The organism is Streptomyces sp. NPDC087844 (genome assembly GCF_044742785.1).
GTDB lineage: Bacteria > Actinomycetota > Actinomycetes > Streptomycetales > Streptomycetaceae > Streptomyces.
Genome location: NZ_JBIUVD010000002.1, coordinates 563,573 through 588,410, shown reverse-complemented (window position 1 = coordinate 588,410; position 24,838 = coordinate 563,573). Strand labels below are relative to the sequence as shown.

Below are 24,838 nucleotides of genomic sequence, written 5' to 3'. Positions count from 1 at the left end.
GAGGCAGCACCCTGACTACCTTCCGAGACCTCGGGATTCTTCCCGAGACTGCCGAGGCCCTTGAGGCCGTCGGCATCACGAGTCCCTTTCCCATCCAGGAGATGACGCTCCCCGTCGCCCTCGCGGGCAACGACGTCATCGGCCAGGCCAAGACCGGCACCGGCAAGACGCTGGGCTTCGGCCTCCCGCTCCTTGAGCGAGTGACCGTCCCCGCGGACGTCGAGGCGGGCCGGGCGCAGCCCGAGCAGCTCACCGACGCCCCGCAGGCCCTCGTCGTCGTCCCGACGCGCGAGCTGTGCACCCAGGTCACGAACGACCTGCTGACGGCCGGCAAGGTGCGTAACGTCCGCGTTCTCGCCATTTACGGCGGCCGGGCGTACGAGCCGCAGGTCGAGGCCCTCAAGAAGGGCATCGACGTCGTCGTCGGCACCCCGGGCCGGCTGCTGGACCTCGCGGGCCAGAAGAAGCTGAACCTGGGCCACGTGCGCGCGCTCGTCCTGGACGAGGCCGACGAGATGCTCGACCTGGGCTTCCTGCCCGACGTCGAGAAGATCATGAACATGCTGCCGGCCCGCCGCCAGACGATGCTGTTCTCGGCGACCATGCCGGGCGCGGTCATCGGCCTCGCCCGCCGCTACATGTCGCAGCCCACACATATCCGCGCCTCGGAGCCGGACGACGTCGGCGCGACGGTCGCGAACACCGCGCAGTTCATCTACCGCGCCCACAACATGGACAAGCCCGAGCTGGTCTCGCGCATACTGCAGGCCGACGGCCGCGGTCTCGCGATGGTCTTCTGCCGTACGAAGCGCACGGCGGCCGACCTCGCCGACCAGCTGCAGCAGCGCGGCTTCGCCTCCGGCGCGGTCCACGGCGACCTCGGCCAGGGCGCCCGCGAGCAGGCGCTGCGCGCGTTCCGCAACGGCAAGGTGGACGTGCTCGTCTGTACCGACGTGGCCGCACGCGGCATCGACGTCGAGGGCGTGACGCACGTCATCAACTACCAGTCCCCCGAAGAGGAGAAGACGTACCTGCACCGCATCGGCCGTACGGGCCGCGCGGGTGCCAAGGGCATCGCGATCACTCTCGTCGACTGGGACGACATCCCGCGCTGGCAGCTGATCAACAAGGCGCTGGACCTCGGCTTCCCGAACCCGCCGGAGACGTACTCCACGTCCCCGCACCTGTTCGAGGAGCTCAGCATCCCGGTGGGCACCAAGGGTGTCCTGCCGCGTGCCGAGCGCACTCGTGCCGGTCTGTCGGCCGAGGTCGTCGAGGACCTCGGCGAGACCGGCGGGCGTGGCGCACGTGGTGGCCGCGGTGGCCGTCCCGTGGCAGGTCCGGCCCCGGTCGCCGAGCGCGACCGAGACCGCGGTCGCGACCGAGACCGCGACCGTGATCGTGATCGTGACCGTTCGGAGCGCACCCCGCGCCGCCGCCGTCGTACGCGCAACGGCACGGCGCTCGACGCCGCGGAGCCGCAGAGCACGTCGCAGAGCACGTCGCAGACGGCAGCACAGTCCGCACCGGAGACCGTGGCGGAGAGCGTCGAGCCGGGCGGCCAGGCGACGGAGTCGCGCAGCGCGCGTCGGCGTCGTCGTACGCGTGCCGCAGGCGGGTCGGAAGCAGCCGCGACCGCGGTGGCCACGGCTGAGGGCACTGCTGAGGGCACTGCTGAGGGCACGGCCGTCGAGGTCCCCGAGCCGGCCGTCGCACCGCTCGCCGTACCGGCCGTCGCGCCCGTCGCCGAGCCGGTGGCGGACGCCGAGGCCAAGCCGCGCCGCCGTCGCCCGCGTCGTACGGCGGAGGCCGGACAGCCCGAGGTCGCTGTCGTCGAGGAGGCCCCCGAGGCCGAGCCGACCGTCGTGACCGAGGCAGCCGAAGCCGTGGTGACCAAGCCCCGCCGCCGCACCCGTAAGGCCGCGGTAGCCGAGGCAGCCGTGACCGCGGTGGAAGCGGTCGCCGACCCGGTCGAGGCCGTCGAGGCGAAGCCGCGCCGCACCCGCAAGGCCACGACCACGGCCGCCGCCGAGACGGCCCTGGACACCGCCGAGGCCGCTGAGGCCAAGCCGCGTCCTCGGACCCGTAAGGCCGCCGTGGACACCGAGACCGCCGAGGTCACCGCCGTCGCCGAGGCCGGTATCCCGGCGCAGGCGACCGAGGAGCCCGAGGCCAAGCCGCGTCGCCGCACCCGCAAGGCCGCCGCGACCGCCGAGGCGGCTCCCGTCGCCCCGGCCGCTCCGGTGGCTGCGGTGGCATCGGTGGAGGAGGCGCCCGTCGAGGAGGCCAAGCCGCGTCGGCGTACGCGCAAGGCCGCTGTCGCCGCCGAGACCGCGGTGGACACCGCCGAGGGCGCGACGGTCGAGGCACCGGCGGCCACGGTGACGAAGCCGCGCCGCACCCGCAAGGCCGCCGCACCCGCGGAAGGCGCGGAGAGCGCCGTGGACACGGCCGAGGCGACCGAGACGAAGCCCCGCCGCCGCACCCGTAAGGCCGCGGTCGCCGAGGCCGACATCCCGGCCCAGGCCACCGAGGCCGCGGCGGACACCGCCGAGGCTCCGGTCAAGCCGCGTCGCACCCGCAAAACGGCCGCCAAGGCGACCGCCACGGATGCGGTCACGGACGCGGGCACTGACGCGGGCACTGACGCGGACACGGAGTCCGCCGAGGCCGCGCCCGAGGCCAAGCCGCGTCGCCGTACGCGCAAGGCCGCCGCGACCGCCGAGCCCACAGAGGGCTGAGTTCCGCACCCGACGGCCCGGTTCCCCTCGCGGGGGCCGGGCCGTCGGCGTTCCCCGACACGGCCACGGAGGCGCGGGGCCACCGCCCGGTATGCCGCCTGTCAGGTTGCCCGGATAGCCTCACTCTCATGAGCAGGCCCTTCACCTTCGTCCCGCCCTCCGGGGCCCGCGCGTATCACCTCGGCACCGCGCGCGGGGAGTTCGCCGTGATCGACGCGGGCAGTCCCGCGAAGGGAACGGTGCTGCTGCTGCCCGGGTTCACCGGCAGCAAGGAGGACTTCATCTCGCTGCACGAGCCACTGGCGGCGGCCGGCTACCGGACCGTCGCGGTGGACGGCCGGGGCCAGTACGAGTCACCGGGCCCACGCGACGACGAAACGCCCTACGCGCAGGGCGAGTTGGCGCTGGACGTGCTCGCGCAGCTCGACGCGCTCGCCGACGGCCACGACGGTTCGGACGGCTCCGACGGCTCCGACGGCTCCGACGGCTCCAACCGCTCCGACCGCTCCGTGGAACGCTTTCACCTGCTGGGTCATTCGTTCGGCGGACAGGTCGCCCGCGCGGCCGTCCTGCTGGCACCGGCCCGCTTCCGGTCCCTCACCCTGGTGTCCTCCGGACCCGCGGAGATCTCCCCCAGCCAGCAGCAGCGGGTGAAGCTGCTGCGGGACGCGCTGACCGTGATGGACATGGCGCAGGTGTGGGAGGCGATCCGGGCGCTGGACCCGCCGGAGGACGCCGAGGGCGAGCTGGACGCCGGCCTGGACGACCAGCAGGACCTCAGACGGCGCTGGCTCGGCAACAGTCCGGCTCAGCTCGGCGCCGCGGGGCGGCAGCTGTGCGAGGAGTCCGACCGCGTGGCCGAGCTGGCGGCCCTGCGCCTGCCCGTGCACGTCCTGTCGGGCGAGAGCGACGACACCTGGCCGGTCCCGCTCCTCGACGACATGGCCGTACGCCTGGAGGCGCACCGCACGATCATCCACGGAGCCGAGCACTCCCCCAACGCGGACCGCCCCCTGGAAACGGCGCAGGCGCTGGCCGCGTTCTGGGACGGCCTGGGCTAGATCCGGCGCCCCGAAAGGGCGCGGGGAACTGCGCGTCCAGCCCCCATCGGCGGCCCCCACCAGGCCCGCAGGTCACCAGCAGGCACGCACAACGGACCGTTAAGGCCGAGCGCCGGAGCGAATCGCTCAGTACTGCCCCTGCAAGTGCTCCCAAAAGCCATCCCGCAGCGCCCGCCGCAGATCGGCCTGCCCGCGCAGCGAGTACTGCAACAGTCCCTCGGACTCCACGAGCAACTCCTGGTCGACCGGACCGGGCAGATACGGGTGCCCGGGAAGCAGCTCCGCCAGCGCTTCCCGCCCCCGGGCGGCCAGCCACTTCGCGGCGATCTGCGCCCCCACGAACCGCACGTCCTCCCGGCTCGGCCGGGCCACCGCCGACGTCTCGTACGAGGCGGTGATGCGCCGGGCCACGTACGGCTTGAAGAAGTCCAGGTCGAAGGTGCGCTGACTGTCGACCTCCCAGAGCAGCGGCTCCGCCTGGTTGCGGCCCTCCGGGGCCTCGATGCCCCAGAGGTGGACCCGGGCCCCGTACCCCTGTGCCGCCTCGACGGCCGAGACCAGGTCCTCGTCGCCGCCGATGAGCGCCGCGTCGCTGATGGCCCGGTGCCGGGCCAGTGACTCCAGATCGGAACGGATCAGGGAGTCGACGCCCTTCTGCTGGTTGTTGGCGTTGAGGTTGCCGAGCCGGACCTTGACGTCGGGCAGCTCGGCGATGGACTGCTGCTCCGCGGTGTGGATACGGCGCCGCGCCCCGTCGTACCAGTAGACGCGCAGCAGCCTGCTGTCCGCGAAGATCGTGCGCGCCCGGTCGATGAGCGCGTCGATGAGCCCTTCGGCGTCCAGCTCGAAGGCCCGGCGGTCCTCCGTGCCCGCCACGAGCCGGCCCGCGGCGGCGTAGAGATACCCGGCGTCGACGAAGATCGCGTGGGTCGACGGCGTCTTCGCCACCTCGGCCAGCATGCGCTGGAGCAGCTCGTTCGAGCGGTCGATGCGCGCCGCGAGGGCGGAGAAGTCGTCGGGGTCGTCGGCTGCCGCGATGTCGTCATTCATATGCGCCTCATTGTCGCAGGACGTTACTGTGTGTACACAGGTGGTCCCGATACTCACAAGTAATTAGACGTTCGAAAGTTTTCTTTAGCGTAGGGAATGTTCGTAACAAACATCCCGTTGACTCCTATGGGAACGCGGGACACAGATGACCCGCTCACCCACCCCACCAGTAGTTCTCCTTCAGGAGGATGACCAGACGAAGGGAGAAGCCCTTGCGCTTCGAAATCATGCGACTCGACGACGTCGACGGCACGCCCGTGGACAGCACCGTCGTGGACGCCGCCTCCGTCAACCGGATCGTGCAGCAGGCCGCCGCCATCGGGCAGCGCCTGTGGATCCGCCCGGCCGACACCTCGGCCTCATAACAGCGGTTGTCCGACAGTCTTCAGAGACAGTCTTCGAAACCCCCGTCCGGCACGATGCCGGGCGGGGGTTTCGCGTTCAGCGGGATCACGTTCAGCGGGTCCGCGTTCAGCTGCTCCGGACGACCTGGGTGACGCCGTTGATGATCTGCTGCACGGCGATCGCGGAGAGCATCATGCCCGCGAGGCGCGTCACGAGCACGACTCCGCCGTCCTTGATGACCCGGATGATCAGCAGCGAGTACCGCATCACGATCCACAGCACGACGTGGATGGCGAGGATCGCGGCCCACACCGACACCTGGGTCGCCACGCTGTCGGCCTTCTGCACGGCGAGGATGACGGACACGATCGCGCCGGGGCCGGCGAGCAGCGGCATGCCCAGGGGTACGAGGGCGACGTTGACGTCCTTGGTCTGCTTGGGCTCGTCGGTCTTGCCCGTGAGCAGGTCGAGCGCGATGAGCAGGAGCAGCAGGCCGCCGGCGATCATCAGGGCGGGGACCGACACGTGCAGGTAGTTCAGGATCTGGTGCCCGAGCAGGCCGAAGACGGTGATGACGCCGCCGGCGACGCAGACGGCCTGGAAGGCCATGCGCTTCTGCACCTTGGCCGGGCGTCCGGAGGTCAGCGCCAGGAAGATCGGGGTGATCCCGGGGGGATCCATGATGACGAAGAGCGTAAGGAAGAGGGAGCCGAAGATGGCGAGGTCGAACATGAGCAGGTGAGCCTTGCTGGGGTGTTGAAGGTGGGTGGGGTGGGGTGGGGTGGGGTGGGGTGTGCGTGTGGGGTCGCTGCGGGTGCGTCGTGGCTGGTCGCGCCGTTCCCCGCGCCCCCGAAAGACACAGGATTGCGCCGTTCCCCGCGCCCCTGAAAGACACAGGATTGCGCCGTTCCCCGCGCCCCTCAGGGGCGAAGGACTGCGCCGTTCCCCGCGCCCCCGAAGTCCCCGCGCCCCTTGCGGGCGTTGGTGTTACGCGGTTGTCGGGCCGCCCGTGCCCGGGACGGGGAACGCGCCCGTCGCTCGGCGGGTGATCTCGGCGTAGATCTCGGGGTCCGTCGTGTACTCGCCGAGTTCGCACGCCTTGCGGTGGCCGTGGTAGTCGCTCGAACCGGTGGTCAGGAGCCCCAGTTCGCCCGCGAGTCCGCGCAGCCTGGCCCGGGTGGCCGTGTCGTGGTCCATGTGGTCGACCTCGATGCCGTCGAGCCCGGCCGCGGCCAGCTCGGCGATCACGGACTCCGGTACGGTCCTGCCCCGCTTGGCGGCGGCGGGATGGGCGAAGACGGTCACGCCGCCCGCGGCCTTGACCAGCCGGATCATCTCGAAGGGGTCGGACTCGTGCTTCTGGATGTGCGCCCGGCCGCCGTCGGCGAGCCACTCGCTCGTGAACGCGTCCGAGACGGTCGGCACCACGCCCAGTTCGACGAGCGCGGTGGCGATGTGCGGCCGGCCCACCGACCCCCCGGACGCGATCCGCTCCACGTGCTCCCAGGTGATGGGAACGCCCAACTCCCGCAGGCTGCCGATCATCGCCTGGGCCCGGGGCACCCGGTCGTCGCGTACGAGCTCGCGCTCGCGCAGCAGGTCCGGCTCCTCGGGGTCGAAGAGGTACGCCAGCATGTGCAGGCCGACACCGTCGAGGCGGCAGGACAGCTCGGCGCCGGTCACCAGCGTCAGCCCGGCGGGCACGGCCGCGATGGCCTCGGCGTATCCGCGGGTGGTGTCGTGGTCGGTCAGCGCGACGACGTCGAGACCGGCCGCGGCGGCGTTCCGTACCAGCTCGGCGGGGGTGTCCGTACCGTCGGAGGCCTTGGAGTGACAGTGCAGGTCAATGCGCACGAACGGACTCCAGACAGGGCCAGGACAAGGGGGACCGTCCAAGGATAACGGGATCAGGAACAGCTCCTGTCACACCCACCACCCGGGGTCGCCCCCTACACCCAGCCCTCAGCCGCGCGAACCGGCCGAGCTACGGCACGGCTCACGGCTCACGGCTCACGGCTCACGGCTCACGGCTCACGGCTCACGGCTCACGGCTCCAGGATCCGCGGTGACAGCGCCCCGCAAGGCAACAGATCCGCCTCCGCGCCCGCGTCCCGCAGATCCGTCAGTACCAGCTCGTCGTACATCATCATCCCCGACTGCTCGGGCCACACGACCGCCCACAGCCACAGCCCGAGCGCCTCACCGGCGAAGACGGCCCGGTCGCCGGGCGCCCCCGGGACGTGCCAGAGCGGCGTCGGCCGCCCCGCGGCCAGCACCTTCACCTGGGGCGGCTTGTCGACGTTCATGTACGGGCCCGGGTCGAGCCCCTCGATGCCCGCGTACCGCGCGCCCAGACCCACGCCCAGCTCCTCGGCGACGAGCATCAGCTCCCCGAATCCGCCGAGCGGCCCGGGCCCCGAGCAGGCGACAGCCGTCGCGCGACCACCGCTGCGGTCGTCACCGGCGAACGCCGCACCCGTGAAGAGCCAGCCGACGGGCAGCGGCCACGGCATCCACACCGGTACGCGCGCACGGTGCACGACCACATCGAGGGCTTCGACACTGGGCGGGATCACGGGCTGCAGCGGATGCACGATGCCGTGCACATCGCACTGCCAGGAGTCGGCAAAGAGACCGGGAGCCCTGACCCGGCCACCACACTTCGGGCAACTGGGTTCGCCCCTCATGAGGCACAACGGTCCTCCCCGTCCTTCGTCGCGTCAAGGACGATCACCCGTCCGCCGCGCGCCTGTCACCTCCTCGCCACGGTCCGCCACCACGGGGAACTAGATGTATCTTGCATTTATTAGCCGGTCTAACTTATTATGTGTATACGCCAACCACCTACCACCATCTCCGCGAGCAGCGTGAAGGAGCGGGCATGAACAGCAGCACGGGAGGCCCCGCCGAAGGGGACACCTTCGACGCGGGGGCCACGAGCCTCCTGCGTCAGCCGAAGGCGGTCTGGGCCACCGCCGGGGCATCCGTCGTCGCCTTCATGGGCATCGGCCTCGTCGACCCGATCCTGCCGTCCATCGCCAAGGGCCTGGACGCCACCGCCGGCCAGGTCTCCCTGCTCTTCACCTCGTACTTCCTGATCACCGCCCTCGCGATGCTGGTCACGGGCTTCGTCTCCAGCCGTATCGGCGGCCGCAGGACCCTGCTGCTTGGCCTCGCGCTGGTCGTGGTCTTCGCCGGACTCTCCGGCACCTCCGGCTCGGTCGGCGAACTCGTCGGCTTCCGGGCCGGCTGGGGCCTCGGCAACGCCCTCTTCGTCTCCACCGCCCTCGCCGTCATCGTCGGCGCGGCGGCCGGCGGAAGCGCGGCGGCGATCCTTCTGTACGAGTCCGCCCTGGGCCTCGGCATGGCCTGCGGACCCCTGCTGGGCGCGCTGCTCGGTGACGCCAGCTGGCGCTACCCGTTCTTCGGCACCGCGTTCCTGATGGCGATCGGGTTCCTGTGCATCACGGCGTTCCTGAAGGAGCAGCCGAAGCCCGCGCGCAGGACGGGCCTGCTCGACCCGGTCAGGGCCCTCGGCCACGGCGGCCTCGCCTCGGTGGCGGCCTCGGCGTTCTTCTACAACTACACGTTCTTCACCGTGCTGGCCTTCACGCCGTTCGTACTGGACATGACCCCGTACGCATCGGGCGCGGTCTTCTTCGCCTGGGGTGTGCTGCTCGCGGTGTTCTCGGTGCTCGTGGCACCGCGCATGCAGGCCCGGTTCGGCTCGCTGAAGGTGCTCGGCGGCTCACTGGTGCTGCTCGCGGCCGACGTGCTCGTCCTCGGCTACGGCAGCCACACCACGGCCGTCGTCTGCACGATCCTCTCCGGTGCCTTCATCGGCGTGAACAACACCGTCTACACGGAGCTCGCCCTCGGCGTGTCGGACGCGCCGCGCCCGGTGGCGAGCGCCGGCTACAACTTCGTCCGCTGGTTCGCGGCCGCGGCGGCCCCCTTCTTCGCGCCGAGGATCGAGGAGTGGACCGATATCCACATCCCGTTCGTGGTCGCGGCGGTCACGGCGGCGCTGGGCGCGCTCGTGGTCCTCGTACGCCGCGACGCCCTCACGCACGAGGCGGAGGAGCTGGAGGAGCGGCACGCGGCGGAGGACGGGGTCACCGTCTTCACGAACTGAGGACGGGCCCGCCTGCGTGTGACTTTCCCAACTCGACGCTCCCGGCCGACTGCTGAGGGTCAGTCCAGGGACACGGACTTGCGTGCGGGATCGCGCAGGTCCGTTCCGCCTGCCAGCCAGCGCTCCTGGAGCGCCCCCGCGCCATGGACCCGCTTCCACGCGGCCTCGTTCGGTGTCATGGGCAGCAGCGGCAGGAAACGTACGGGGTCCAGGGGTGCGTCGAGTTCCAGATCCTCGACCAGGCCGCCCGGCTCGGCGACCAGGACGGAGGTGAAGGGGGCGCCCGGCCACAGGGGATCTCCCACGTCGAGCGAGGCACCCGGGGCCACGACCAGGCCCTCGACCTGCGGGGACGCGGCCAGTACGGCGAGGGGGCGGAGCACCTTGTCGGTGTCGGCGGCACCGGCCCGTACCGACAGGACCAGCTCGGCGCGCGGGCCCGCGACCGGGTCGGCGACGACCGCCGTGGGGTCCGCCATCGGCCGGGCCGACATGCCGAGCGTCGCGTAGCGGACGATGCCGGTGGGGGCGGTGGGGGCGGTACCGGAGGTGTCCGGGTCCGTGAAACGCAGCACCTCGATGCGGTCGGTACCGAGGAAGGTCACCGCGGCGCGCGCGTCCGGTTCGCCCAGCGCGGTACGCAAACGGGCTTCCACCAGAGCAAGAACATCAACCATGCGCCGAGCATAGAACTCGTCAGTAGCGGGCAAAGCGACGGCTTGACACTTCGGTCGGCTGATAGTCTGGGCCGCTGGCCGGGGCAGCACGCAGAAGCGTCGCTCTCAAGTCCCGGCCCACGTCTCGACGCATGAGACTCCCCTACGGGGGATGGACCTCCCCCACGGGGGACCGGCCGGAGGAGGTGGGGCTCCATGGATCGAAGTCGACCAGGCAGTACCACCCGCTCTTCCGGCTGCTGAGTTCCTCTCAGCTTCCCGAGCTCACGCTCTGCCGGCTGCCACCTCTCGCGCTCGCGTCGTTTCCCGCGCTCGTGTCATGGGCGGTCCGGTACACAACGGAAGAGCACTTCGTTTTCCCTGATCTGTCTGAATTTTTCTGATCTGTATCAGTAGCGAAGCCGCCACCGTGACGGTGCGGTGCTCCCCGCTTTGTGGACGTGCCAAACATCCGCAGTCAGGACGTCCCCATTCCGGGCAGTTCCAACCGTCGTCGGCGGCCTTCGTTCGCGAAGGAGCCACCCATGTCGATGATCCACAACCTGCGTGCCGCGGTCCGCCCCTCGCTCCGCAAGGACGGCGGGGCGTACGACACCACCCGGTCGGCCGCGGAGAGTTCGGCCGTCGTGGACTGCGCGGTCTACCGCGACGGCGTCCGCCTCCCCTCCGACGACAGCCTCACGCCGCGTACGGCGATCCGTCAGGTGCGGCGCGACGGAGGGTTCGCGTGGATCGGCCTGCACGAGCCCACCGAGGACGAGTTCTCGGGCGTGGCCGCGGAGTTCGGGCTGCACCCGCTCGCCGTCGAGGACGCCGTCCACGCCCATCAGCGGCCCAAGCTGGAGCGGTACGACGACACCCTGTTCGCCGTCTTCAAGACCATCCACTACGTCGAGCACGACGAACTCACCGCCACCAGCGAGGTCGTGGAGACCGGCGAGGTGATGTGCTTCACCGGGCGGGACTTCTTCATCACCGTGCGGCACGGCGGACAGGGCTCGCTGCGGGCGCTGCGGCACCGGCTGCAGGACGACCCGGAGCTGCTCGCCAAAGGCCCCTCCGCCGTACTGCACTCCATCGCCGACCATGTCGTGGACGGTTACATCGCGGTCGCGGACGCCATGCAGGACGACATCGACGACGTCGAGACCGAGGTGTTCTCGCCCGGCCGCAGGGGCGGGGTGTCGCGCGGTGTCGACTCGGCCCGGATCTACCAACTCAAGCGTGAGGTACTGGAGTTCAAGCGTGCGGTGTCGCCGCTGCTGCGGCCCATGCAACTGCTGAGCGAGCGGCCGATGCGGCTGGTCGACCCCGACATCCAGAAGTACTTCCGGGATGTCGCCGACCACTTGGCGCGGGTGCACGAGCAGGTCGTCGCCTTCGACGAGCTGCTCAACTCCATCCTCCAGGCCAACCTCGCACAGGCGTCCGTCGCGCAGAACGAGGACATGCGCAAGATCACGTCCTGGGCGGCGATCATCGCCGTGCCGACGATGGTGTGCGGGGTGTACGGCATGAACTTCGAGCACATGCCGGAGCTGCACTGGCGGTACGGGTACCCCACGATCATGGGCATCACGGTGGTGCTCTGCCTGGGGATCCACCGGACGCTCAAGCGCAACGGCTGGCTCTGAGAACGCTCCGAGGAGCCGTACGGGGCCACCGCTAGGCTGGCCCGCATGACGGATCAGGCTCTTGCCGAACAGGCCCTCGTCGAGGAGGCCACGAAGAAGTCCGGGCTCATCTGGGTGCGGGGAAGCGGTGTTCCGTCGCTGGATCCCCAGGACCGGGGCCGGGACCAGGGCCGGGACCGGGACCAGGACGCGGATCCGGACCAGGGGGCTCCGGCTCGCGCGCTGTGGCACGTGTGGCACGACGGGGCGGTGTGCCTGGTCGGGGACGGGCCCGGGGAGCAGCCGCTGCCCGGGCTCGTGGACGGCCGCGAGGCGGTCGTCACAGTCCGCAGCAAGGACAAGGGCGGGCGGTTGGTGTCCTGGACCGCGACCGTCGTGGAGCTGGCTCCCGGGTCCGAGGAGTGGGGGGTTGCCGTCGGCGAGCTGAAGGGGAAGCGGTTGAACGCTCCCGACGGTGAGGCGATGACGGAGCGGTGGGCTCGCGAGTGCCGGGTTGTTCGGCTGGCGCCGACGGGGGTGACCGCGTCCTTGCCGGAGGGGTCGTTGGCGGCGCCGCCGGTGCCTACGCCGGCGACTACGCGGTTGCCGGTGCCGGCTGCTCTGCCGCGCCTGCTTTTCAAACGCCGCCGCCGTCCCTGAAGCCTTCGCGGGTCGGCTGCCGGGGCGGGTCGGCTGCCGGCCGGATGCGGGGTGCGGGCCGGTGGGGGTGAGCCGCGCGGTTCCACGCGCCCCTGAAAGACGGGCCTGCGCCCCGGTCTTCCAACCCCCAGGGGCGCGGGGAACGGCGCACTCTTTCTGTCTTTGAGTCTTGGGTGACGCGGGGTCAGGACGACGGGAGTTGTTGGCCGTAGTCGACCGTGTCGTCCTTGTCCGGGGCCTGCAGAGTGAAGTCCCGGCCCCAGTCCGTGAGACGGATCGTGCCCGCGTCCCCGGCCCGGACCAGGAGCAGAGGGTACGGCTTGCCCTCCAGGGAGACGTCGATCCGACCGCCGGAGCCCTTGTCGCCGGTGAGGCGGATCGTGCGCACGCCGTTCAGCTCACGGTGACCGTCGGTGGCCAGTCCACCCTGCAGGGACAGGAGCCCGTCGAGCAGCACGTCCTTGTCGGTGAAGACACTGAGCTGCTGGTACGCGGGGTCACCCTTGGGAACCTTCACGTACATACCCTCCAGCTTGCCCGCCGCGGCCGTGTCCGACGTACTGTCGTCGCTCTTGCCGTCCTGGTGGTTCCAGAAGTCCGCGTCTGCCTTGATGAAGAGGTGCTCGTCGACCCGCAGCAGGCGGAACGTCACACCGTCCGAGGTGACCGACCCCGTACCGCCGTCCTTCTTGAGCTGCATGTCCAGCTTGTAGGTGCGTTTGTTGCTGACCACGGCCCCGGACAGCCGTACCGTCGCGGCGGCCTCCGCGGCCGACTGGGTTCTGCTCTGGATCTTGGCGGGGGGAAGTTTCCCGACCCCGTTCGTCCCCGCGTCCGGATCCTCACCGCCGCCGCACCCCGTCACCCCTGCCCCCGCCACGAAGAGCGCGCACACGGCCCTCGCCAACGCGGCCTTACGGGTTCGTCCCCGGCGAATCGCAGTCACAGGTGGCGCTGCCTCTCGTGCGGTCGTCCTCAACGGCGTACCGCAGCGTACCGGGGCCCGCCACGCCGCTCGGAGTCAGTCCGTCCGCACCGCTCACCAGGGCGTATCCGACCGGGACGGGCTAGCCTGAAGCCCACCCGAGCGGACATGACACTCCATAACGCCCGAACCCGAAGCCCGTAGGAAGAAGGAGGCGCCCGGATGGCGGCAGGCGCCCCCAGGATCTTCGTCTCGCACCTCTCCGGCATCGCCGTCTTCGACCCCAACGGCGACCAGGTGGGACGCGTACGCGACCTCGTCGCCATGCTGCGCGTCGGACGACGGCCCCCACGACTGCTCGGCCTCGTCGTCGAACTGTCCACCCGGCGCCGCATCTTCCTGCCCATGACCCGGGTGACGGGCATCGAGTCGGGCCAGGTCATCACGACCGGCGTACTGAACGTCCGCCGTTTCGAGCAGCGCCCCACCGAGCGGCTCGTCCTCGGCGAGCTTCTCGACCGGCGCGTCACCCTCGCGGAGACCGGCGAACCACCCGAGACGGTCACCGTCCTGGACATCGCCATCCAGCAGCTGCCGGCCCGCCGCGACTGGGAGATCGACCGGGTCTTCGTACGGAAGGGTCGGGCCGGCGGCACGTTCCGGCGGGCCAGGGGCGAGACCCTGACCGTCGAGTGGTCGGCCGTCACCGGGTTCTCGCTGGAGGAGCACGGGCAGGGCGCCGAGAACCTGCTCGCCACCTTCGAGCAGCTGCGCCCCGCCGACCTCGCGAACGTCCTGCACCATCTGTCCGCGAAGCGGCGCGCCGAGGTCGCCGCGGCCTTGGACGACGACCGGCTCGCCGACGTCCTGGAGGAACTCCCGGAGGACGACCAGATCGAGATCCTCGGCAAGCTCAAGGAGGAGCGCGCCGCGGACGTCCTGGAGGCCATGGACCCCGACGACGCGGCCGACCTGCTCGGTGAGCTGCCGGAAGAGGACAAGGAGCGGCTGCTCGCGCTGATGCGCCCGGCCGACGCGGCGGACGTACGGCGGCTGATGGCGTACGAGGAACGCACGGCGGGCGGTCTGATGACGACCGAGCCGATCGTGCTGCGGCCCGACGCGACCGTCGCGGACGCGCTCGCCCGGGTGCGCAACGCCGACCTCTCCCCCGCGCTGGCCGCCCAGGTGTACGTGTGCCGTCCCCCGGACGAGACCCCGACCGGCAAGTACCTGGGTACCGTGCACTTCCAGCGGCTCCTTCGCGATCCGCCGTACACGCTGGTGGGCTCGATCATCGACGACGACCTGCGGCCGCTGGACCCGGAGGCGGTGCTGCCCGTCGTGGCCGGCTTCTTCGCCACGTACGACATGGTCGCGGCGCCGGTCGTCGACGAGAGCGGTTCGCTGCTCGGCGCGGTCACCGTGGACGACGTCCTCGACCACATGCTGCCCGAGGACTGGCGGGAGAAGGAGTTCCACCTGGACGAGGAAGCCGTCGGCGAGCACGAGACCGGCCATGACAGCGGCCATGACAGCGAGCACGACACCGAGCACGACGCGGATCGCGGTGCCGTCGACCGCGATGCCCCCGAGGAGGCCGCTGATGGCTCCTGAGCGTGAGGCCCGCGAGCGGGCCGCCGGCGGGACGGGCACCACCGCGCGGCCCCGGCTGCGGCTCGACCAGCCGCAGCCGCCGCGGCGCAGATTCCTGCCCGAGTACGACCCGGAGGCCTTCGGACGGCTCTCCGAGCGGATCGCGCGGTTCCTGGGCACGGGCCGGTTCATCGTCTGGATGACGTTCGTCATCATCCTGTGGGTGGTGTGGAACGTGTCCGCGCCGCGTGATCTGCGCTTCGACAACTACCCGTTCATCTTCCTCACCCTGATGCTCTCGCTGCAGGCCTCGTACGCCGCGCCCCTGATCCTTCTCGCGCAGAACCGGCAGGACGACCGCGACAAGGTCAACCTCGAACAGGACCGCAAGCAGAACGAGCGGTCGATCGCGGACACCGAGTACCTGACCCGGGAGATCGCCGCGCTGCGCATCGGCCTCGGCGAGGTCGCCACCCGGGACTGGATCCGCTCCGAGCTGGAGGACCTGGTCAAGGAGCTGGAGGAGCGGCGCCGCGACGGCAGCGGGGGCGGGCCGGGCGACCGGCGTGGCGTATTCCCGGCGGAACACCCTCGGGCACGTGACGTAGACGACCGGTGACGGGGCTTTCCGGCCCCCGGGCCGGGCGCCGTACCATCGACCCCATGGCTACGGAAGACGCGGTGCGTGAAGCACTGTCGACGGTGAACGACCCCGAGATCCACCGACCCATCACCGAGCTGGGGATGGTCAAATCCGTGGAGATCGGCGCGGACGGTTCGGTCGCGGTCGCGGTGTACCTGACTGTCTCCGGGTGCCCGATGCGCGAGACCATCACGAACAACGTGAAGGAGGCGGTCGCGCGGGTCGAGGGGGTCACGCGGGTCGACGTCACGCTGGACGTGATGAGCGACGAGCAGCGCAAGGACCTGGCGTCCGCGCTGCGCGGCGGCAAGGCCGAGCGCGAGGTCCCCTTCGCCCAGCCGGGCTCCCTCACGCGCGTGTACGCGGTCGCCTCCGGCAAGGGGGGCGTCGGCAAGTCGTCCGTGACGGTCAACCTCGCGGCGGCGATGGCCGCGGACGGGCTGAAGGTCGGTGTCGTGGACGCCGACATCTACGGCCACTCCGTGCCGCGCATGCTCGGCGCCGAGGGCAGTCCGACCCAGGTCGAGAACATGATCATGCCGCCGTCGGCGCACGGTGTGAAGGTCATCTCGATCGGCATGTTCACCCCCGGCAACGCGCCGGTCGTGTGGCGCGGCCCGATGCTCCACCGCGCCCTGCAGCAGTTCCTCGCGGACGTGTACTGGGGCGACCTGGACGTCCTGCTCCTGGACCTCCCGCCGGGTACGGGCGACATCGCGATCTCGGTCGCGCAGCTCGTCCCGAACGCGGAGATCCTGGTCGTGACGACTCCTCAGCAGGCCGCGGCCGAGGTCGCCGAGCGGGCCGGGTCGATCGCCGTGCAGACCCACCAGAAGATCGTCGGTGTGGTCGAGAACATGGCGGGCATGCCGTGCCCCCACTGCGACGAGATGGTCGACATCTTCGGTACGGGTGGCGGGCAGTCGGTGGCCGACGGGCTGACCCGCACCACCGGGGCGACCGTGCCGGTGCTGGGTTCGATTCCGATCGACGTCCGCCTGCGCGAGGGCGGCGACGACGGCAGGCCGGTCGTCCTGACCGACCCCGACTCGCCGGCCGGCTCCGCGCTCCGCGCGATCGCAGGCAAGCTGGGGGGCCGCCAGCGGGGCCTGTCGGGCATGTCGCTGGGCATCACCCCGAGGAACAAGTTCTAGACCCCACGAGCGGCACGGCGACTGTCTGCCACCGGGCGACCGCGGGCGCTGTGGCCGACCGCGCAGTTCCCCGCGCCCTTTTGGGCGCGTGACCTCGGCCGCGCTGTCGGGTGCAGGTGCGTATGGGTTGCTCGCGCAGTTCCCCGCGCCCCTGAAGCGGGGCTCCGCCCCTGCTTTCAAGGGGCGCGGGGAACTGCGCGCTCAGCCCACGACGACCCGCACAACACATCCGGCCCGAGCCCCGCGGGGGCCCGCCGCCTAGGCGTACGTGCCGATGTCCTTGATCATGGCGAAAGCCACCCCGTACGCACTCATCCCCCGCCCGTACGCCCCCACATGAACCCCTTCCTGCGTCGAGCCCGCGAGGACCCAGCCGAACTCGGATTCCCTGTAGTGGAACGGCGTCGGCACCCCGTCCACGGGAAGGGACAGCGTGGACCAGTCGGACCCGTTCAGATCGTCCGCGAGGACCCACGCCGTCTCGGTCTGCTGGTCCAGCCAGTCGTCGCGCAGGGTGTGGTCCATCTGGCCGGGCCAGGTGAAGGACAGCAGCCCCACTCCGGCGAGCCAGGCCGCGGAGGAGACCGAGGTGGCCTCCAGCAGCCCCGTGCCGTCGGCGCTGCGCCGCACGGGGTTGCCCGCGACGGTCACCACGACCGCGAATCGCTCCTTGTCCTCGGTGGACTCACTGCGCACCGACGGCTCGTCACCGTGTCCGATCGAGCCGTGTTCGATGGCTCCGTCGGCCGCGGTGCCGACCTGCATCAGCCAGCGCGGCCCCGTGAAGGCCTCATCGAGGCCGTACCACGGGAAGGGCGCCAGCAGGTAGCCGTCGACCATGCGCCGGGCGGAGGGGAGCTGTTGTCCACCCTCCGCAGCCGGCGCCTGCGCGCCTACCCGACTTGTCGTCTCCATCTGCCCGGACGCCTCCTTGCTCTCGTCGGACCGGGTGGCCCGCCCCCCTTCGGGCGTCCGTCCGGTCCGCACAACAACTAGGCAGGATAGTCACAGCTCCACCGAAGGCCGGAAAACCGGTCGGCACATGACTCACATACGTACCCGATCCGGCGCATCCCGAACGGACGGAACCCAAGCGGGGTACGGGGAGACGGACGGCGTTCGACTGAAAGTGAAGCGTGTTCCGGACGGCGGGCGCGCCGCCCGGGGTCAGGCCGCGTCAGATCGCCTCAGGGCCACCTCAGGGTCGCCTCAGGTCGCGTCCGCGTCGAACGGCGGGCGCTCTTCCGGCGCCGGCTTCTCGCGCTTCTTCGTCATGTCCACGGTGCCGCCGGTGGAGCCCGCCGACGAGGACGAGGACGATGAGGTCGAGGAGGAGGACGGCGTGTCGGACTCGCGGCCGTGCACGGCGTCCGTGACCTCGGCCATCTCCTTCTTCAGGTCGAAGCCGTTACGGATCTCCTTGAGCCCCAGCTCGTCGTTGTCCAGCTGCTTGCGGATGAACGTCTTGGGGTTGAGGTCCTCGAACTCGAAGTCCTTGAACTCCGGACCCAGCTCCTCGCGGATGTCCGCCTTGGCGCTCTCGGAGAACTCACGGATCTTGCGAATGGTCCGTGTGACGTCCTGGATCATCTTCGGGAGCTTCTCCGGGCCGAAGACGAGCACGGCAAGGACAACGAGCGTGACCAGCTCAAGCGGTCCTATGTCATTGAACACCTTGCAGCTCCTTGCGATGTCCTCGGCGCTCGGCAGGTCGTCCGTGGTCCGGGCCGGGTCCACGGTACCCGGCGTTCCTGTCCGACCGGTACTGTCCCGGGGCGCCGGACCGCGTGTACACGGCGGGTTTTCCCGGTTGTTTGCCTTGTGGCACAGGGGGCCGGGCCGTTTCCTGTGAACTTCCTGTCGGATTCGTGATCAACCGTCCGCCCCCGCTTCCGGCCCGGTTCATCCCCTTGTACGTATCGGTCGTCCGCCGTGTCAGTCCCCGTCGGCCGAGCCGAGGACGAGGGTGACCTTCCGCTCCTTGCCGTCACGCTCCAGCGTCAGCTCCAGCCGGTCGCCGGGCCGGTGGGACCGCGTCTTGACGATGAGTTCCTCGCCGGAGCGCACCCGCTGCCCGTCGACCTCGGTGATGACGTCACCGGCCTCGATGCCGGCCCGGGCGCCGGGGCCGCCCCGGGTGACCGCCGAGTCGCCGTCGTTGCCCTCATTGCCCTCGGTGCCCTCGGTGCCGACGCGGGCTCCGTCGCCGGAGTACTCCATGTCGAGCGTCACGCCGATCACCGGATGGGTGGCTTTGCCCGTGTTGATGAGCTCCTCGGCGACGCGCCTGCCCTGGTTGATGGGTATGGCGAAGCCCAGGCCGATCGAACCGGACTGGCCGCCCTCCAGGTCGGAGCCGCTGTCGGCGGAACGGATGGCGCTGTTGATGCCGATGACACGGGCCTTGGAGTCGACCAGGGGGCCGCCGGAGTTGCCGGGGTTTATCGGGGCGTCCGTCTGCAGCGCGTCCACGTACGAGATGTCGCTGCCGTCGCCCTCCTCGCCACCCGCCGTGATGGGGCGCTCCTTGGCGCTGATGATGCCCGCGGTGACGGTGTTCTCCAGGTCGAAGGGCGCTCCGATGGCCACCACCGGGTCGCCGACCTGGACGTTGTCCGAGTTGCCGAGCGAGAGGGGCTTGAGCCCGCTGACATGGGCGACCTTGACCACGGCGAGGTCGTAGCCGCTGTCGTGGCCCACGACCTCGGCCTTGGCGGTCTCACCACCGCTGAACGTCACGGTGATCTCGCCGCTGCCGTCCGCGGGTTCCACGACGTGGTTGTTGGTGAGGATGTGGCCGCGCCGGTCGAGGACGAACCCCGTGCCGGTGCCCTGCGCCTCCGAGCCGCTGACGTGCAGTGTCACCACGCTGGGCAGGGCGCTGGCCGCGATACCGGCCACGCTGTCCGGCGCCCGCCCCTTGGCCTCCACTCCGGCCTGCGGCAGCTCGACGTCGTCGATCCCCCCGGTCCGCTCCAGATAGGCGCCCACGGCCCCGCCCACACCTCCGGAGACCAGGGCGAGCAGTACGGCGCCGAGGACCAGCGCACGCCCGGTCCGCTTGCGGCGCCCGTCCGGCGCCTCGGCCGCGGCCCCGTGATGCTGGAGGGGGGCGGCGGCCCAGGGGTCGTAGTTCTGCCAAGGGGCGCTGGTGGCGAGGGCGGAGGCCTCGTCGGTCTGAAGGCCGACAGGCGACTCCGGACCGAGGGCGCTGTGCGTCTGCGGGGCAGACATCTGAGGGGTGGACGTCTGAGGGACGGACGTCTGCCGGGCCGGTGCCTGCTGGACGGCTGCCTCAGCGGCGGGCGTTCGCGGCGCGGGCATGTAGGGCACGGCCAGGTGCGGAACGGTCGTGTGCGGGGCCGGTGCGTGCCGGCCCGGCGTACGCGGGGCCGGAGCATACGGGCCCGGCGCATGCGGGCCCGGCGCCCCGGAGAGTGCCTCCTCCGGAGAGTCCTGGGGCGGAGCCGCCGCCTCCACCGTCGTGCCGTGCGCGGGCGTCGTCCCGGGGTGCTGCACCGGCGGCGCGGGCGCCCAGGGGCCCGGTCCGCCGTACGGCGGTGTGCTGTAGGGGTCCGGATCGTGCAGGGGCCTGGGCCGCTCACCGGGGGCGGGCGCGCTCACGCCGTCGCTCACCTCGTCCGCGGCCCGCGCGGCGACGGGGCTCGCGCCAGCGCCGGTGACGGCGTCTCCGACGGCGGTCGCACCCGTACCAGCGGGCTTCTCCAGCTCGAAGTCGCCGTCCATGTCTCCCCCGTGCGACCCGCTCGCGCCGTCCCCCGTGGAAACCGAGTCCGCCGGAGCGGAATCCGGCACCTGGGTCCGTGGCCGGCTCCACCACTTCGGCTTCGTGGGCTTCCCCTCGTCCATGCTCTCCCCACACCTGACCCGCGGCACGGCATGTCAGCGCTCGCCGCGTTGTCTCGACCTCCGCGCCCGGATCCCAGCGGCGGGCGCGGCCCATCCCTGGATTCAACCAGGTTCGCGGGCCGCCGCGCAGAGGGCCGGTTCAGCCGGAGGAGGAAGGCGCCGGTGAGGCGGACGGGTCGAACGACGGCACGGCCGACAGGACGGACGCCTCGAACTCAGGTCCCGACGACCACGCGGTCAGCGTGACCCGTGGGGCCGGCGCGAACGGACGTATCAGCGGGGACATCGCGGCGACACCCGCCACCACGGGGGTGGTCAGCGCGTGCATCGATCCCGAGCCCTTGTTCTGCTCGCCGGTCGAGGGCAGTCCGGGCGCCGGCACACCGGGCAGCAGCGGCGCGGACATCTCGGTCCGCGCGCCCCCTTCGTTGCCGAAGGAACGCTGTCCCTGGGCGAGCAGCGGTGCGAGGGACCGGCGGCGCTGCGAGTCGGAGCCGGTGGCACCGGTCGTACTCGCTGTGCGCATCGGGGTCACGTTGCTTCCGGTGCCCGAACCGCCGCGTGCGTCCGCGGTGTCCGCCGGGACGCCGGTCGAGACCCCGCCGAGCGCGATCGCGGCGAGCGAGACGGCACCGGCCGCGGCGGCCGCGAAGCGCAGTCCCCTGGAGGCGGAGCGCTCGGCCTCGCGCCGGCTGATGTCATGGATGCGGAATCCGCGCTGTTCCGAGGGCAGCGCGGTCGCATGGGGGCCGGAGGGCAGGTAACCGAAGGAGTCCGGCGTCATGTCGAAGACTCCGGACGCTCCGAACGCTCCCCGGCCCAGTCGCGAGCTGTCGCCGTCCGAGTCACCTCCTCCGGGGAGCCCCTGCAGTCTGGCCAGGAAACTCTCGGAAGGGGGCGGCGGGGCGACCTCCGCGAACACGTTCTTCAGTCGTCGCTGCTCGTCGGCCTCCGACTTGCACTTCGCGCAGGTGGCGAGGTGGGCCAGGACGCGCTCGCGCGCCTCATGACCGAGCTCACCGTCCACCAGGGCGGAAAGCCGGTCGCCGAGGTGCTGCTCGGCAAGGGGTCCGTCGGCAGGATTCAGCCGTGATCCACTCACGCGCTCGCGCCCCCTCCTCCCAGAGCGGGCACACCGGTGACCGCGAAACCGCGGCGCTCGGCACGGGCCTCGGGGGAACGGTGGGCGAGCGCCTTGCGGAGCTGGGAGCGGCCGCGGTGGATCCGGCTGCGGACCGTACCGAGCTTGACGCCCAGGGTCGCGGCGATCTCCTCGTACGAAAGTCCCTCGATGTCGCAGAGGACGACCGCGGCGCGGAACTCGGGCGCCAGGGTGTCGAGAGCCTGCTGGACGTCCGCGTCGAAGTGCGTGTCGTTGAAGACCTGCTGCGGGGAGGGCTCGCGGCTGGGCAGGCGCTCGGCCGCGTCGTCGCCGAGGGCGTCGAAACGGATGCGCTGCTTGCGCCGGACCATGTCCAGGAAGAGGTTGGTGGTGATGCGGTGGAGCCAGCCCTCGAAGGTGCCGGGTGTGTAGGTCGACAAGGAGCGGAAGACCCGGACGAAGACTTCCTGGGTCAGGTCCTCGGCGTCGTGCTGGTTGCCCGTCAGGCGGTAGGCGAGCCGGTACACCCGGCCGCTGTGTGTGCTGACGATCTCCTCCCACGTGGGGGGAGTCCACGCCTGCGAGTCCGCGTCGGACGTGAAGGTCGCGGTCTGAGCGGAGTCAGCGATGCGGGATCGGTCAGCAGTGTTGTTCACGGATTTCGGCTCCCCCGACGATCTGAGCAGGCGCCGGAGCACCCCACCTCGATCCACAGGTTCAGCCGCACCTCCCCTGTCGGCTCTGGTGGTGTCCAGTGGAGCCCCTACCATAGCCACCTCGCCCGTTAGCTCCGGATAAGCGGTTTTACGAGAAATTGATACGCGCTCATATGGCAGCGTCAGCACTTGCCGACCGTCCCGCTCCATCCGCCACCCCCGTGCAGTTCCCGACCCTTGTTCCCCACCCTCTCTAAACGCCTGGTCCCATCTGCGGGTTCCCGGCGGCAACGGATACAGTCACGCCCAGGCAACCACGGGGACAGGAGAGGGCCATTACCGGCAACCGGCTGACGAGCTGGGCGTTCGCCGACGCCTTTGTCCCCGAGGACGAGGCACTGCACTGGGCCCGGGACCGGGCCCGGGAAGCAGGGCTGCGCTCGGTGTCGCCCGGCACGGGCGCAGCCCTGCGACTGCTCGCTGCCACCGTGGACGCCAAGGCGGTCGCGGAGATCGGTACCGGAACCGGAGTCTCCGGTATCCATCTGCTGCACGGCATGCGGCCGGACGGCGTACTGACGACCGTGGATCCCGAGCCGGAGCACCAGCAGTTCGCCCGCCAGGCCTTCCGCGCGTCCGGCTTCGCCAGCAACCGGGCCCGCTTCATCCCGGGCCGCGCGCTGGACGTCCTGCCCCGGCTCGCGGACGCGGGCTATGACCTCGTCTTCTGCGACGGCGACCGGCTGGAGTGCCTCGACTACCTCGCTGAATCGTTGCGCCTGCTGCGGGTGGGCGGCCTCGTCGTCTTCGAGGGCGTGTTCGCGAACGGGCGCACGGTGGAGTCGGGCCCGCAGCCCACGGAGGTGCTGCGGCTGCGCGAACTGCTGCGCGCGATCCGCGAGAGCCAGGAACTGGTTCCCTCACTGCTTCCGGTGGGCGACGGCCTGCTGTGCGCGGTCAAGCGCTGATCCCCGGCCCCTGCCCGCCGTAACGGCCCCGGGACCGGGCGTACGGCCTCGGCACCCGCACACGGGCTCCCCGCACCAACTGGAAGCCGCAGAATCCTCAGAACCCCTGGAACCCCTGGAAACACCACTGCCCCGGCATCGCGTTGATGCCGGGGCAGTGGAAGGGTATGGTCGCGTTCCGCGTCAGCCGACGACCTTCTTGAGGGCGTCGCCGAGCGCGTCAGCCTCGTCGGGGGTCAGCTCTACGACGAGCCGTCCGCCGCCTTCGAGCGGAACGCGCATGACGATGCCCCGCCCCTCCTTTGTCACCTCGAGCGGGCCATCGCCCGTCCGCGGCTTCATGGCCGCCATGCTCGTTCCCCTTCCTGAAACCAGCTCATCGTCGCCGACGGCCCCGTTGAAGGGCACGCGTCCTCTCGTCGGACACGCGTCACCGGCATCGAACACATTGCTTCCCAGCCATTATCCCGCATCTCAGGACCCGATGACCAACATCAGTCGGCATCGCTTGCGCAACGCGCTTGATCAAAACCACTCATTTCGGCGGTGTGACTGCGATACTGCGCCACCGCATGGACTTTCGGACACCGGAATTCTTTGACGCAGGTCACATGTACGAACGCCGCCGCCCACCATGATCTCCGCCATGCTGTCCTCGGAAGCAGTGCGTACCGACGGGTACGACGAATCCGCGACACCTGAGGGGACCATCATGGCCGACACCGTGCTCTACGAGGTGAGCGACGGACTCGCGACGATCACGCTGAACCGCCCCGAGGCGATGAACGCGATGAACACCGAGACCAAGGTGGCCTTCCGGGAGGCGGCGCAGGCGGCCGCGGCGGACGAGTCCGTACGGGCCGTGCTCCTCACCGCCGCCGGTGACCGGGCGTTCTGTGTGGGCCAGGACCTCAAGGAGCATGTCGGCGGACTGCTGGCGGCGCGCGAGTCGGGCGCGGGCGAAGGCGTCATGAGCACGGTCCAGGAGCATTACAACCCGATCGTGCGGGCCCTGACGGGCGCGGCGAAGCCGGTGGTGGCGGCCGTCAACGGCGTCGCGGCCGGCGCGGGTCTCGGATTCGCGCTCGCCGCGGACTATCGCATCGTCGCCGACACGGCCGCCTTCAACACGTCGTTCGCCGGGGTCGCGCTCACCGCCGACTCCGGGATCTCCTGGACGCTGCCCCGCGTCGTCGGGCCCTCCCGCGCCGCCGACCTGCTGCTCTTCCCGCGCAGCATCACGGCGCAGGAGGCGTACGAGCTGGGGATCGCGAATCGGATCGTGCCGTCCGCGGAACTGGCCGCGGAGGGGTTGAAGCTGGCCCGCTCCTTGGCCGAGGGACCGACTCTCGCGTACGCCGCGCTCAAGGAGTCCCTCGCGTTCGGGCTCACGCACTCGTTGGACGAGACCTTGGAGAAGGAGGACGAGCTGCAGTCGCGGGCGGGGGAATCAGAGGATCACCTGATCGCCGTGCAGGCGTTCGTCAACAAGGAGAAGCCGAAGTATCTGGGGCGGTGACGGTTCGCCCTCGGTGACGGTTCGCCCTCGGGGCCGGTTCGGTGGATGGTGCCGGTCCGGTGAGGGCCGGGCGCACAGTTCCCCGCGCCCTCAGGAGCGCCTCTCAGCAGCGCCCCTCAGCAG

General features: G+C 70.9%; 23 protein-coding genes. 11 read left to right on the top strand and 12 right to left on the bottom strand.

Annotation, left to right across the window (positions count from 1 at the left end; genetic code table 11):
* The first annotated feature begins 101 nt into the window (after window positions 1-101).
* Both ACIOKD_RS06225 and ACIOKD_RS06220 read left to right on the top strand, forming a co-directional pair.
* Entirely contained in the window at window positions 102-2,741 is a 2,640-nt protein-coding gene (locus ACIOKD_RS06225; RefSeq protein ID WP_402078871.1) for a DEAD/DEAH box helicase, read from the top strand.
* 128 nt (window positions 2,742-2,869) lie between these two features.
* Complete coding sequence (locus ACIOKD_RS06220) at window positions 2,870-3,802, top strand: alpha/beta fold hydrolase (RefSeq protein ID WP_402078869.1); 933 nt, start codon at window positions 2,870-2,872, stop codon at window positions 3,800-3,802.
* Window positions 3,803-3,928: 126 nt separating this feature from the next.
* Here ACIOKD_RS06220 and ACIOKD_RS06215 read toward each other — a convergent pair whose 3' ends face one another.
* The gene (locus ACIOKD_RS06215; protein WP_402078866.1) at window positions 3,929-4,852 is read right to left on the bottom strand and encodes an NYN domain-containing protein; all 924 of its coding nucleotides are present in this window, start codon (window positions 4,850-4,852) and stop codon (window positions 3,929-3,931) included.
* Between the two features lie 212 nt (window positions 4,853-5,064).
* Here ACIOKD_RS06215 and ACIOKD_RS06210 point away from each other — a divergent pair, with 212 nt between their 5' ends.
* The gene (locus ACIOKD_RS06210; protein ID WP_007384531.1) at window positions 5,065-5,217 is read left to right on the top strand and encodes a hypothetical protein; all 153 of its coding nucleotides are present in this window, start codon (window positions 5,065-5,067) and stop codon (window positions 5,215-5,217) included.
* Between the two features lie 106 nt (window positions 5,218-5,323).
* Here ACIOKD_RS06210 and ACIOKD_RS06205 read toward each other — a convergent pair whose 3' ends face one another.
* From ACIOKD_RS06205 to ACIOKD_RS06195, 3 genes are all read right to left on the bottom strand, one after another.
* Window positions 5,324-5,929 carry a MarC family protein gene (locus tag ACIOKD_RS06205; RefSeq protein WP_402078863.1) on the bottom strand — a complete coding sequence of 202 codons (606 nt, stop codon included), beginning with the start codon at window positions 5,927-5,929 and terminating at the stop codon, window positions 5,324-5,326.
* 255 nt (window positions 5,930-6,184) lie between these two features.
* Window positions 6,185-7,051: a PHP domain-containing protein gene (locus ACIOKD_RS06200; RefSeq protein ID WP_402078861.1), complete on the bottom strand. Its 867-nt coding sequence runs from the start codon at window positions 7,049-7,051 to the stop codon at window positions 6,185-6,187.
* A 191-nt stretch (window positions 7,052-7,242) separates the two neighbouring features.
* On the bottom strand, window positions 7,243-7,884 hold the full coding sequence (locus ACIOKD_RS06195) for a DUF6758 family protein (protein WP_402078859.1): 642 nt from the start codon (window positions 7,882-7,884) through the stop codon (window positions 7,243-7,245).
* Between the two features lie 194 nt (window positions 7,885-8,078).
* Here ACIOKD_RS06195 and ACIOKD_RS06190 point away from each other — a divergent pair, with 194 nt between their 5' ends.
* Window positions 8,079-9,332: an MFS transporter gene (locus tag ACIOKD_RS06190; protein ID WP_402078857.1), complete on the top strand. Its 1,254-nt coding sequence runs from the start codon at window positions 8,079-8,081 to the stop codon at window positions 9,330-9,332.
* A gap of 59 nt (window positions 9,333-9,391) precedes the next feature.
* Here the strand turns inward: ACIOKD_RS06190 and ACIOKD_RS06185 are convergent, their stop codons facing one another.
* Window positions 9,392-10,009 carry a suppressor of fused domain protein gene (locus ACIOKD_RS06185; RefSeq protein WP_402078854.1) on the bottom strand — a complete coding sequence of 206 codons (618 nt, stop codon included), beginning with the start codon at window positions 10,007-10,009 and terminating at the stop codon, window positions 9,392-9,394.
* A gap of 524 nt (window positions 10,010-10,533) precedes the next feature.
* Between ACIOKD_RS06185 and ACIOKD_RS06180 the strand changes: the two genes are divergently transcribed.
* A complete protein-coding gene (locus ACIOKD_RS06180; protein WP_402078851.1) occupies window positions 10,534-11,643 on the top strand; it encodes a magnesium and cobalt transport protein CorA in 1,110 nt (369 codons plus the stop codon).
* 45 nt (window positions 11,644-11,688) lie between these two features.
* Window positions 11,689-12,282 carry a hypothetical protein gene (locus ACIOKD_RS06175; RefSeq protein ID WP_402078848.1) on the top strand — a complete coding sequence of 198 codons (594 nt, stop codon included), beginning with the start codon at window positions 11,689-11,691 and terminating at the stop codon, window positions 12,280-12,282.
* A 184-nt stretch (window positions 12,283-12,466) separates the two neighbouring features.
* Here the strand turns inward: ACIOKD_RS06175 and ACIOKD_RS06170 are convergent, their stop codons facing one another.
* Window positions 12,467-13,228 carry a hypothetical protein gene (locus ACIOKD_RS06170; RefSeq protein ID WP_402078846.1) on the bottom strand — a complete coding sequence of 254 codons (762 nt, stop codon included), beginning with the start codon at window positions 13,226-13,228 and terminating at the stop codon, window positions 12,467-12,469.
* Between the two features lie 201 nt (window positions 13,229-13,429).
* Here ACIOKD_RS06170 and ACIOKD_RS06165 point away from each other — a divergent pair, with 201 nt between their 5' ends.
* The 3 genes from ACIOKD_RS06165 to ACIOKD_RS06155 are packed head-to-tail and all read left to right on the top strand — an operon-like array spanning window position 13,430 to window position 16,600.
* On the top strand, window positions 13,430-14,824 hold the full coding sequence (locus ACIOKD_RS06165) for a magnesium transporter MgtE N-terminal domain-containing protein (protein ID WP_402078843.1): 1,395 nt from the start codon (window positions 13,430-13,432) through the stop codon (window positions 14,822-14,824).
* The gene (locus ACIOKD_RS06160; RefSeq protein WP_402078840.1) at window positions 14,814-15,422 is read left to right on the top strand and encodes a DUF1003 domain-containing protein; all 609 of its coding nucleotides are present in this window, start codon (window positions 14,814-14,816) and stop codon (window positions 15,420-15,422) included. The genes ACIOKD_RS06165 and ACIOKD_RS06160 overlap by 11 nt, the downstream gene beginning before the upstream one ends.
* A 44-nt stretch (window positions 15,423-15,466) precedes the next feature.
* Window positions 15,467-16,600 carry an Mrp/NBP35 family ATP-binding protein gene (locus ACIOKD_RS06155; protein ID WP_402078837.1) on the top strand — a complete coding sequence of 378 codons (1,134 nt, stop codon included), beginning with the start codon at window positions 15,467-15,469 and terminating at the stop codon, window positions 16,598-16,600.
* A gap of 258 nt (window positions 16,601-16,858) precedes the next feature.
* Here the strand turns inward: ACIOKD_RS06155 and ACIOKD_RS06150 are convergent, their stop codons facing one another.
* The 5 genes from ACIOKD_RS06150 to sigE all read right to left on the bottom strand — a co-directional run bounded on the left by ACIOKD_RS06150 (window position 16,859) and on the right by sigE (window position 22,270).
* The gene (locus ACIOKD_RS06150) at window positions 16,859-17,515 is read right to left on the bottom strand and encodes a hypothetical protein (protein WP_402078835.1); all 657 of its coding nucleotides are present in this window, start codon (window positions 17,513-17,515) and stop codon (window positions 16,859-16,861) included.
* A 294-nt stretch (window positions 17,516-17,809) separates the two neighbouring features.
* Window positions 17,810-18,274, bottom strand: coding sequence for a sec-independent translocase (locus ACIOKD_RS06145; protein WP_402079236.1), 465 nt, complete (start codon window positions 18,272-18,274; stop codon window positions 17,810-17,812).
* Between the two features lie 261 nt (window positions 18,275-18,535).
* Window positions 18,536-20,470 (bottom strand): trypsin-like peptidase domain-containing protein, encoded by a 1,935-nt coding sequence (locus ACIOKD_RS06140; protein WP_402078832.1) that lies wholly within the window; start codon window positions 20,468-20,470, stop codon window positions 18,536-18,538.
* 139 nt (window positions 20,471-20,609) lie between these two features.
* Window positions 20,610-21,572: an anti-sigma factor family protein gene (locus ACIOKD_RS06135; protein WP_402078830.1), complete on the bottom strand. Its 963-nt coding sequence runs from the start codon at window positions 21,570-21,572 to the stop codon at window positions 20,610-20,612.
* Window positions 21,569-22,270 carry an RNA polymerase sigma factor SigE gene (sigE, locus tag ACIOKD_RS06130; protein WP_328494168.1) on the bottom strand — a complete coding sequence of 234 codons (702 nt, stop codon included), beginning with the start codon at window positions 22,268-22,270 and terminating at the stop codon, window positions 21,569-21,571. Before sigE ends, ACIOKD_RS06135 begins: the two co-directional genes overlap by 4 nt.
* 227 nt (window positions 22,271-22,497) lie before the next feature.
* Between sigE and ACIOKD_RS06125 the strand changes: the two genes are divergently transcribed.
* On the top strand, window positions 22,498-23,196 hold the full coding sequence (locus ACIOKD_RS06125; protein ID WP_402079233.1) for an O-methyltransferase: 699 nt from the start codon (window positions 22,498-22,500) through the stop codon (window positions 23,194-23,196).
* A gap of 183 nt (window positions 23,197-23,379) precedes the next feature.
* On the opposite strand, the gene ACIOKD_RS06120 is transcribed toward ACIOKD_RS06125, so the two are convergent.
* A complete protein-coding gene (locus ACIOKD_RS06120; RefSeq protein ID WP_003966491.1) occupies window positions 23,380-23,547 on the bottom strand; it encodes a DUF3117 domain-containing protein in 168 nt (55 codons plus the stop codon).
* A gap of 361 nt (window positions 23,548-23,908) precedes the next feature.
* Here ACIOKD_RS06120 and ACIOKD_RS06115 point away from each other — a divergent pair, with 361 nt between their 5' ends.
* On the top strand, window positions 23,909-24,715 hold the full coding sequence (locus tag ACIOKD_RS06115; RefSeq protein WP_402078827.1) for an enoyl-CoA hydratase/isomerase family protein: 807 nt from the start codon (window positions 23,909-23,911) through the stop codon (window positions 24,713-24,715).
* The last annotated feature ends 123 nt before the right edge of the window (window positions 24,716-24,838 follow it).

Bases quoted from the DNA above. Each gene is read 5' to 3' on its own strand.
- ACIOKD_RS06205 (WP_402078863.1), bottom strand. From the start codon at position 5,929: ATGTTCGACCTCGCCATCTTCGGCTCCCTCTTCCTTACGCTCTTCGTC.
- ACIOKD_RS06150 (WP_402078835.1), bottom strand. From the start codon at position 17,515: ATGGAGACGACAAGTCGGGTAGGCGCGCAGGCGCCGGCTGCGGAGGGT.
- ACIOKD_RS06190 (WP_402078857.1), top strand. From the start codon at position 8,079: ATGAACAGCAGCACGGGAGGCCCCGCCGAAGGGGACACCTTCGACGCG.
- ACIOKD_RS06120 (WP_003966491.1), bottom strand. From the start codon at position 23,547: ATGGCGGCCATGAAGCCGCGGACGGGCGATGGCCCGCTCGAGGTGACA.
- ACIOKD_RS06185 (WP_402078854.1), bottom strand. From the start codon at position 10,009: ATGGTTGATGTTCTTGCTCTGGTGGAAGCCCGTTTGCGTACCGCGCTG.
- ACIOKD_RS06155 (WP_402078837.1), top strand. From the start codon at position 15,467: ATGGCTACGGAAGACGCGGTGCGTGAAGCACTGTCGACGGTGAACGAC.
- ACIOKD_RS06160 (WP_402078840.1), top strand. From the start codon at position 14,814: ATGGCTCCTGAGCGTGAGGCCCGCGAGCGGGCCGCCGGCGGGACGGGC.
- ACIOKD_RS06195 (WP_402078859.1), bottom strand. From the start codon at position 7,884: ATGAGGGGCGAACCCAGTTGCCCGAAGTGTGGTGGCCGGGTCAGGGCT.
- ACIOKD_RS06175 (WP_402078848.1), top strand. From the start codon at position 11,689: ATGACGGATCAGGCTCTTGCCGAACAGGCCCTCGTCGAGGAGGCCACG.
- ACIOKD_RS06215 (WP_402078866.1), bottom strand. From the start codon at position 4,852: ATGAATGACGACATCGCGGCAGCCGACGACCCCGACGACTTCTCCGCC.
- ACIOKD_RS06225 (WP_402078871.1), top strand. From the start codon at position 102: ATGACGCTCCCCGTCGCCCTCGCGGGCAACGACGTCATCGGCCAGGCC.
- ACIOKD_RS06165 (WP_402078843.1), top strand. From the start codon at position 13,430: ATGGCGGCAGGCGCCCCCAGGATCTTCGTCTCGCACCTCTCCGGCATC.
- ACIOKD_RS06220 (WP_402078869.1), top strand. From the start codon at position 2,870: ATGAGCAGGCCCTTCACCTTCGTCCCGCCCTCCGGGGCCCGCGCGTAT.
- ACIOKD_RS06115 (WP_402078827.1), top strand. From the start codon at position 23,909: ATGGCCGACACCGTGCTCTACGAGGTGAGCGACGGACTCGCGACGATC.
- ACIOKD_RS06140 (WP_402078832.1), bottom strand. From the start codon at position 20,470: ATGGACGAGGGGAAGCCCACGAAGCCGAAGTGGTGGAGCCGGCCACGG.
- ACIOKD_RS06180 (WP_402078851.1), top strand. From the start codon at position 10,534: ATGTCGATGATCCACAACCTGCGTGCCGCGGTCCGCCCCTCGCTCCGC.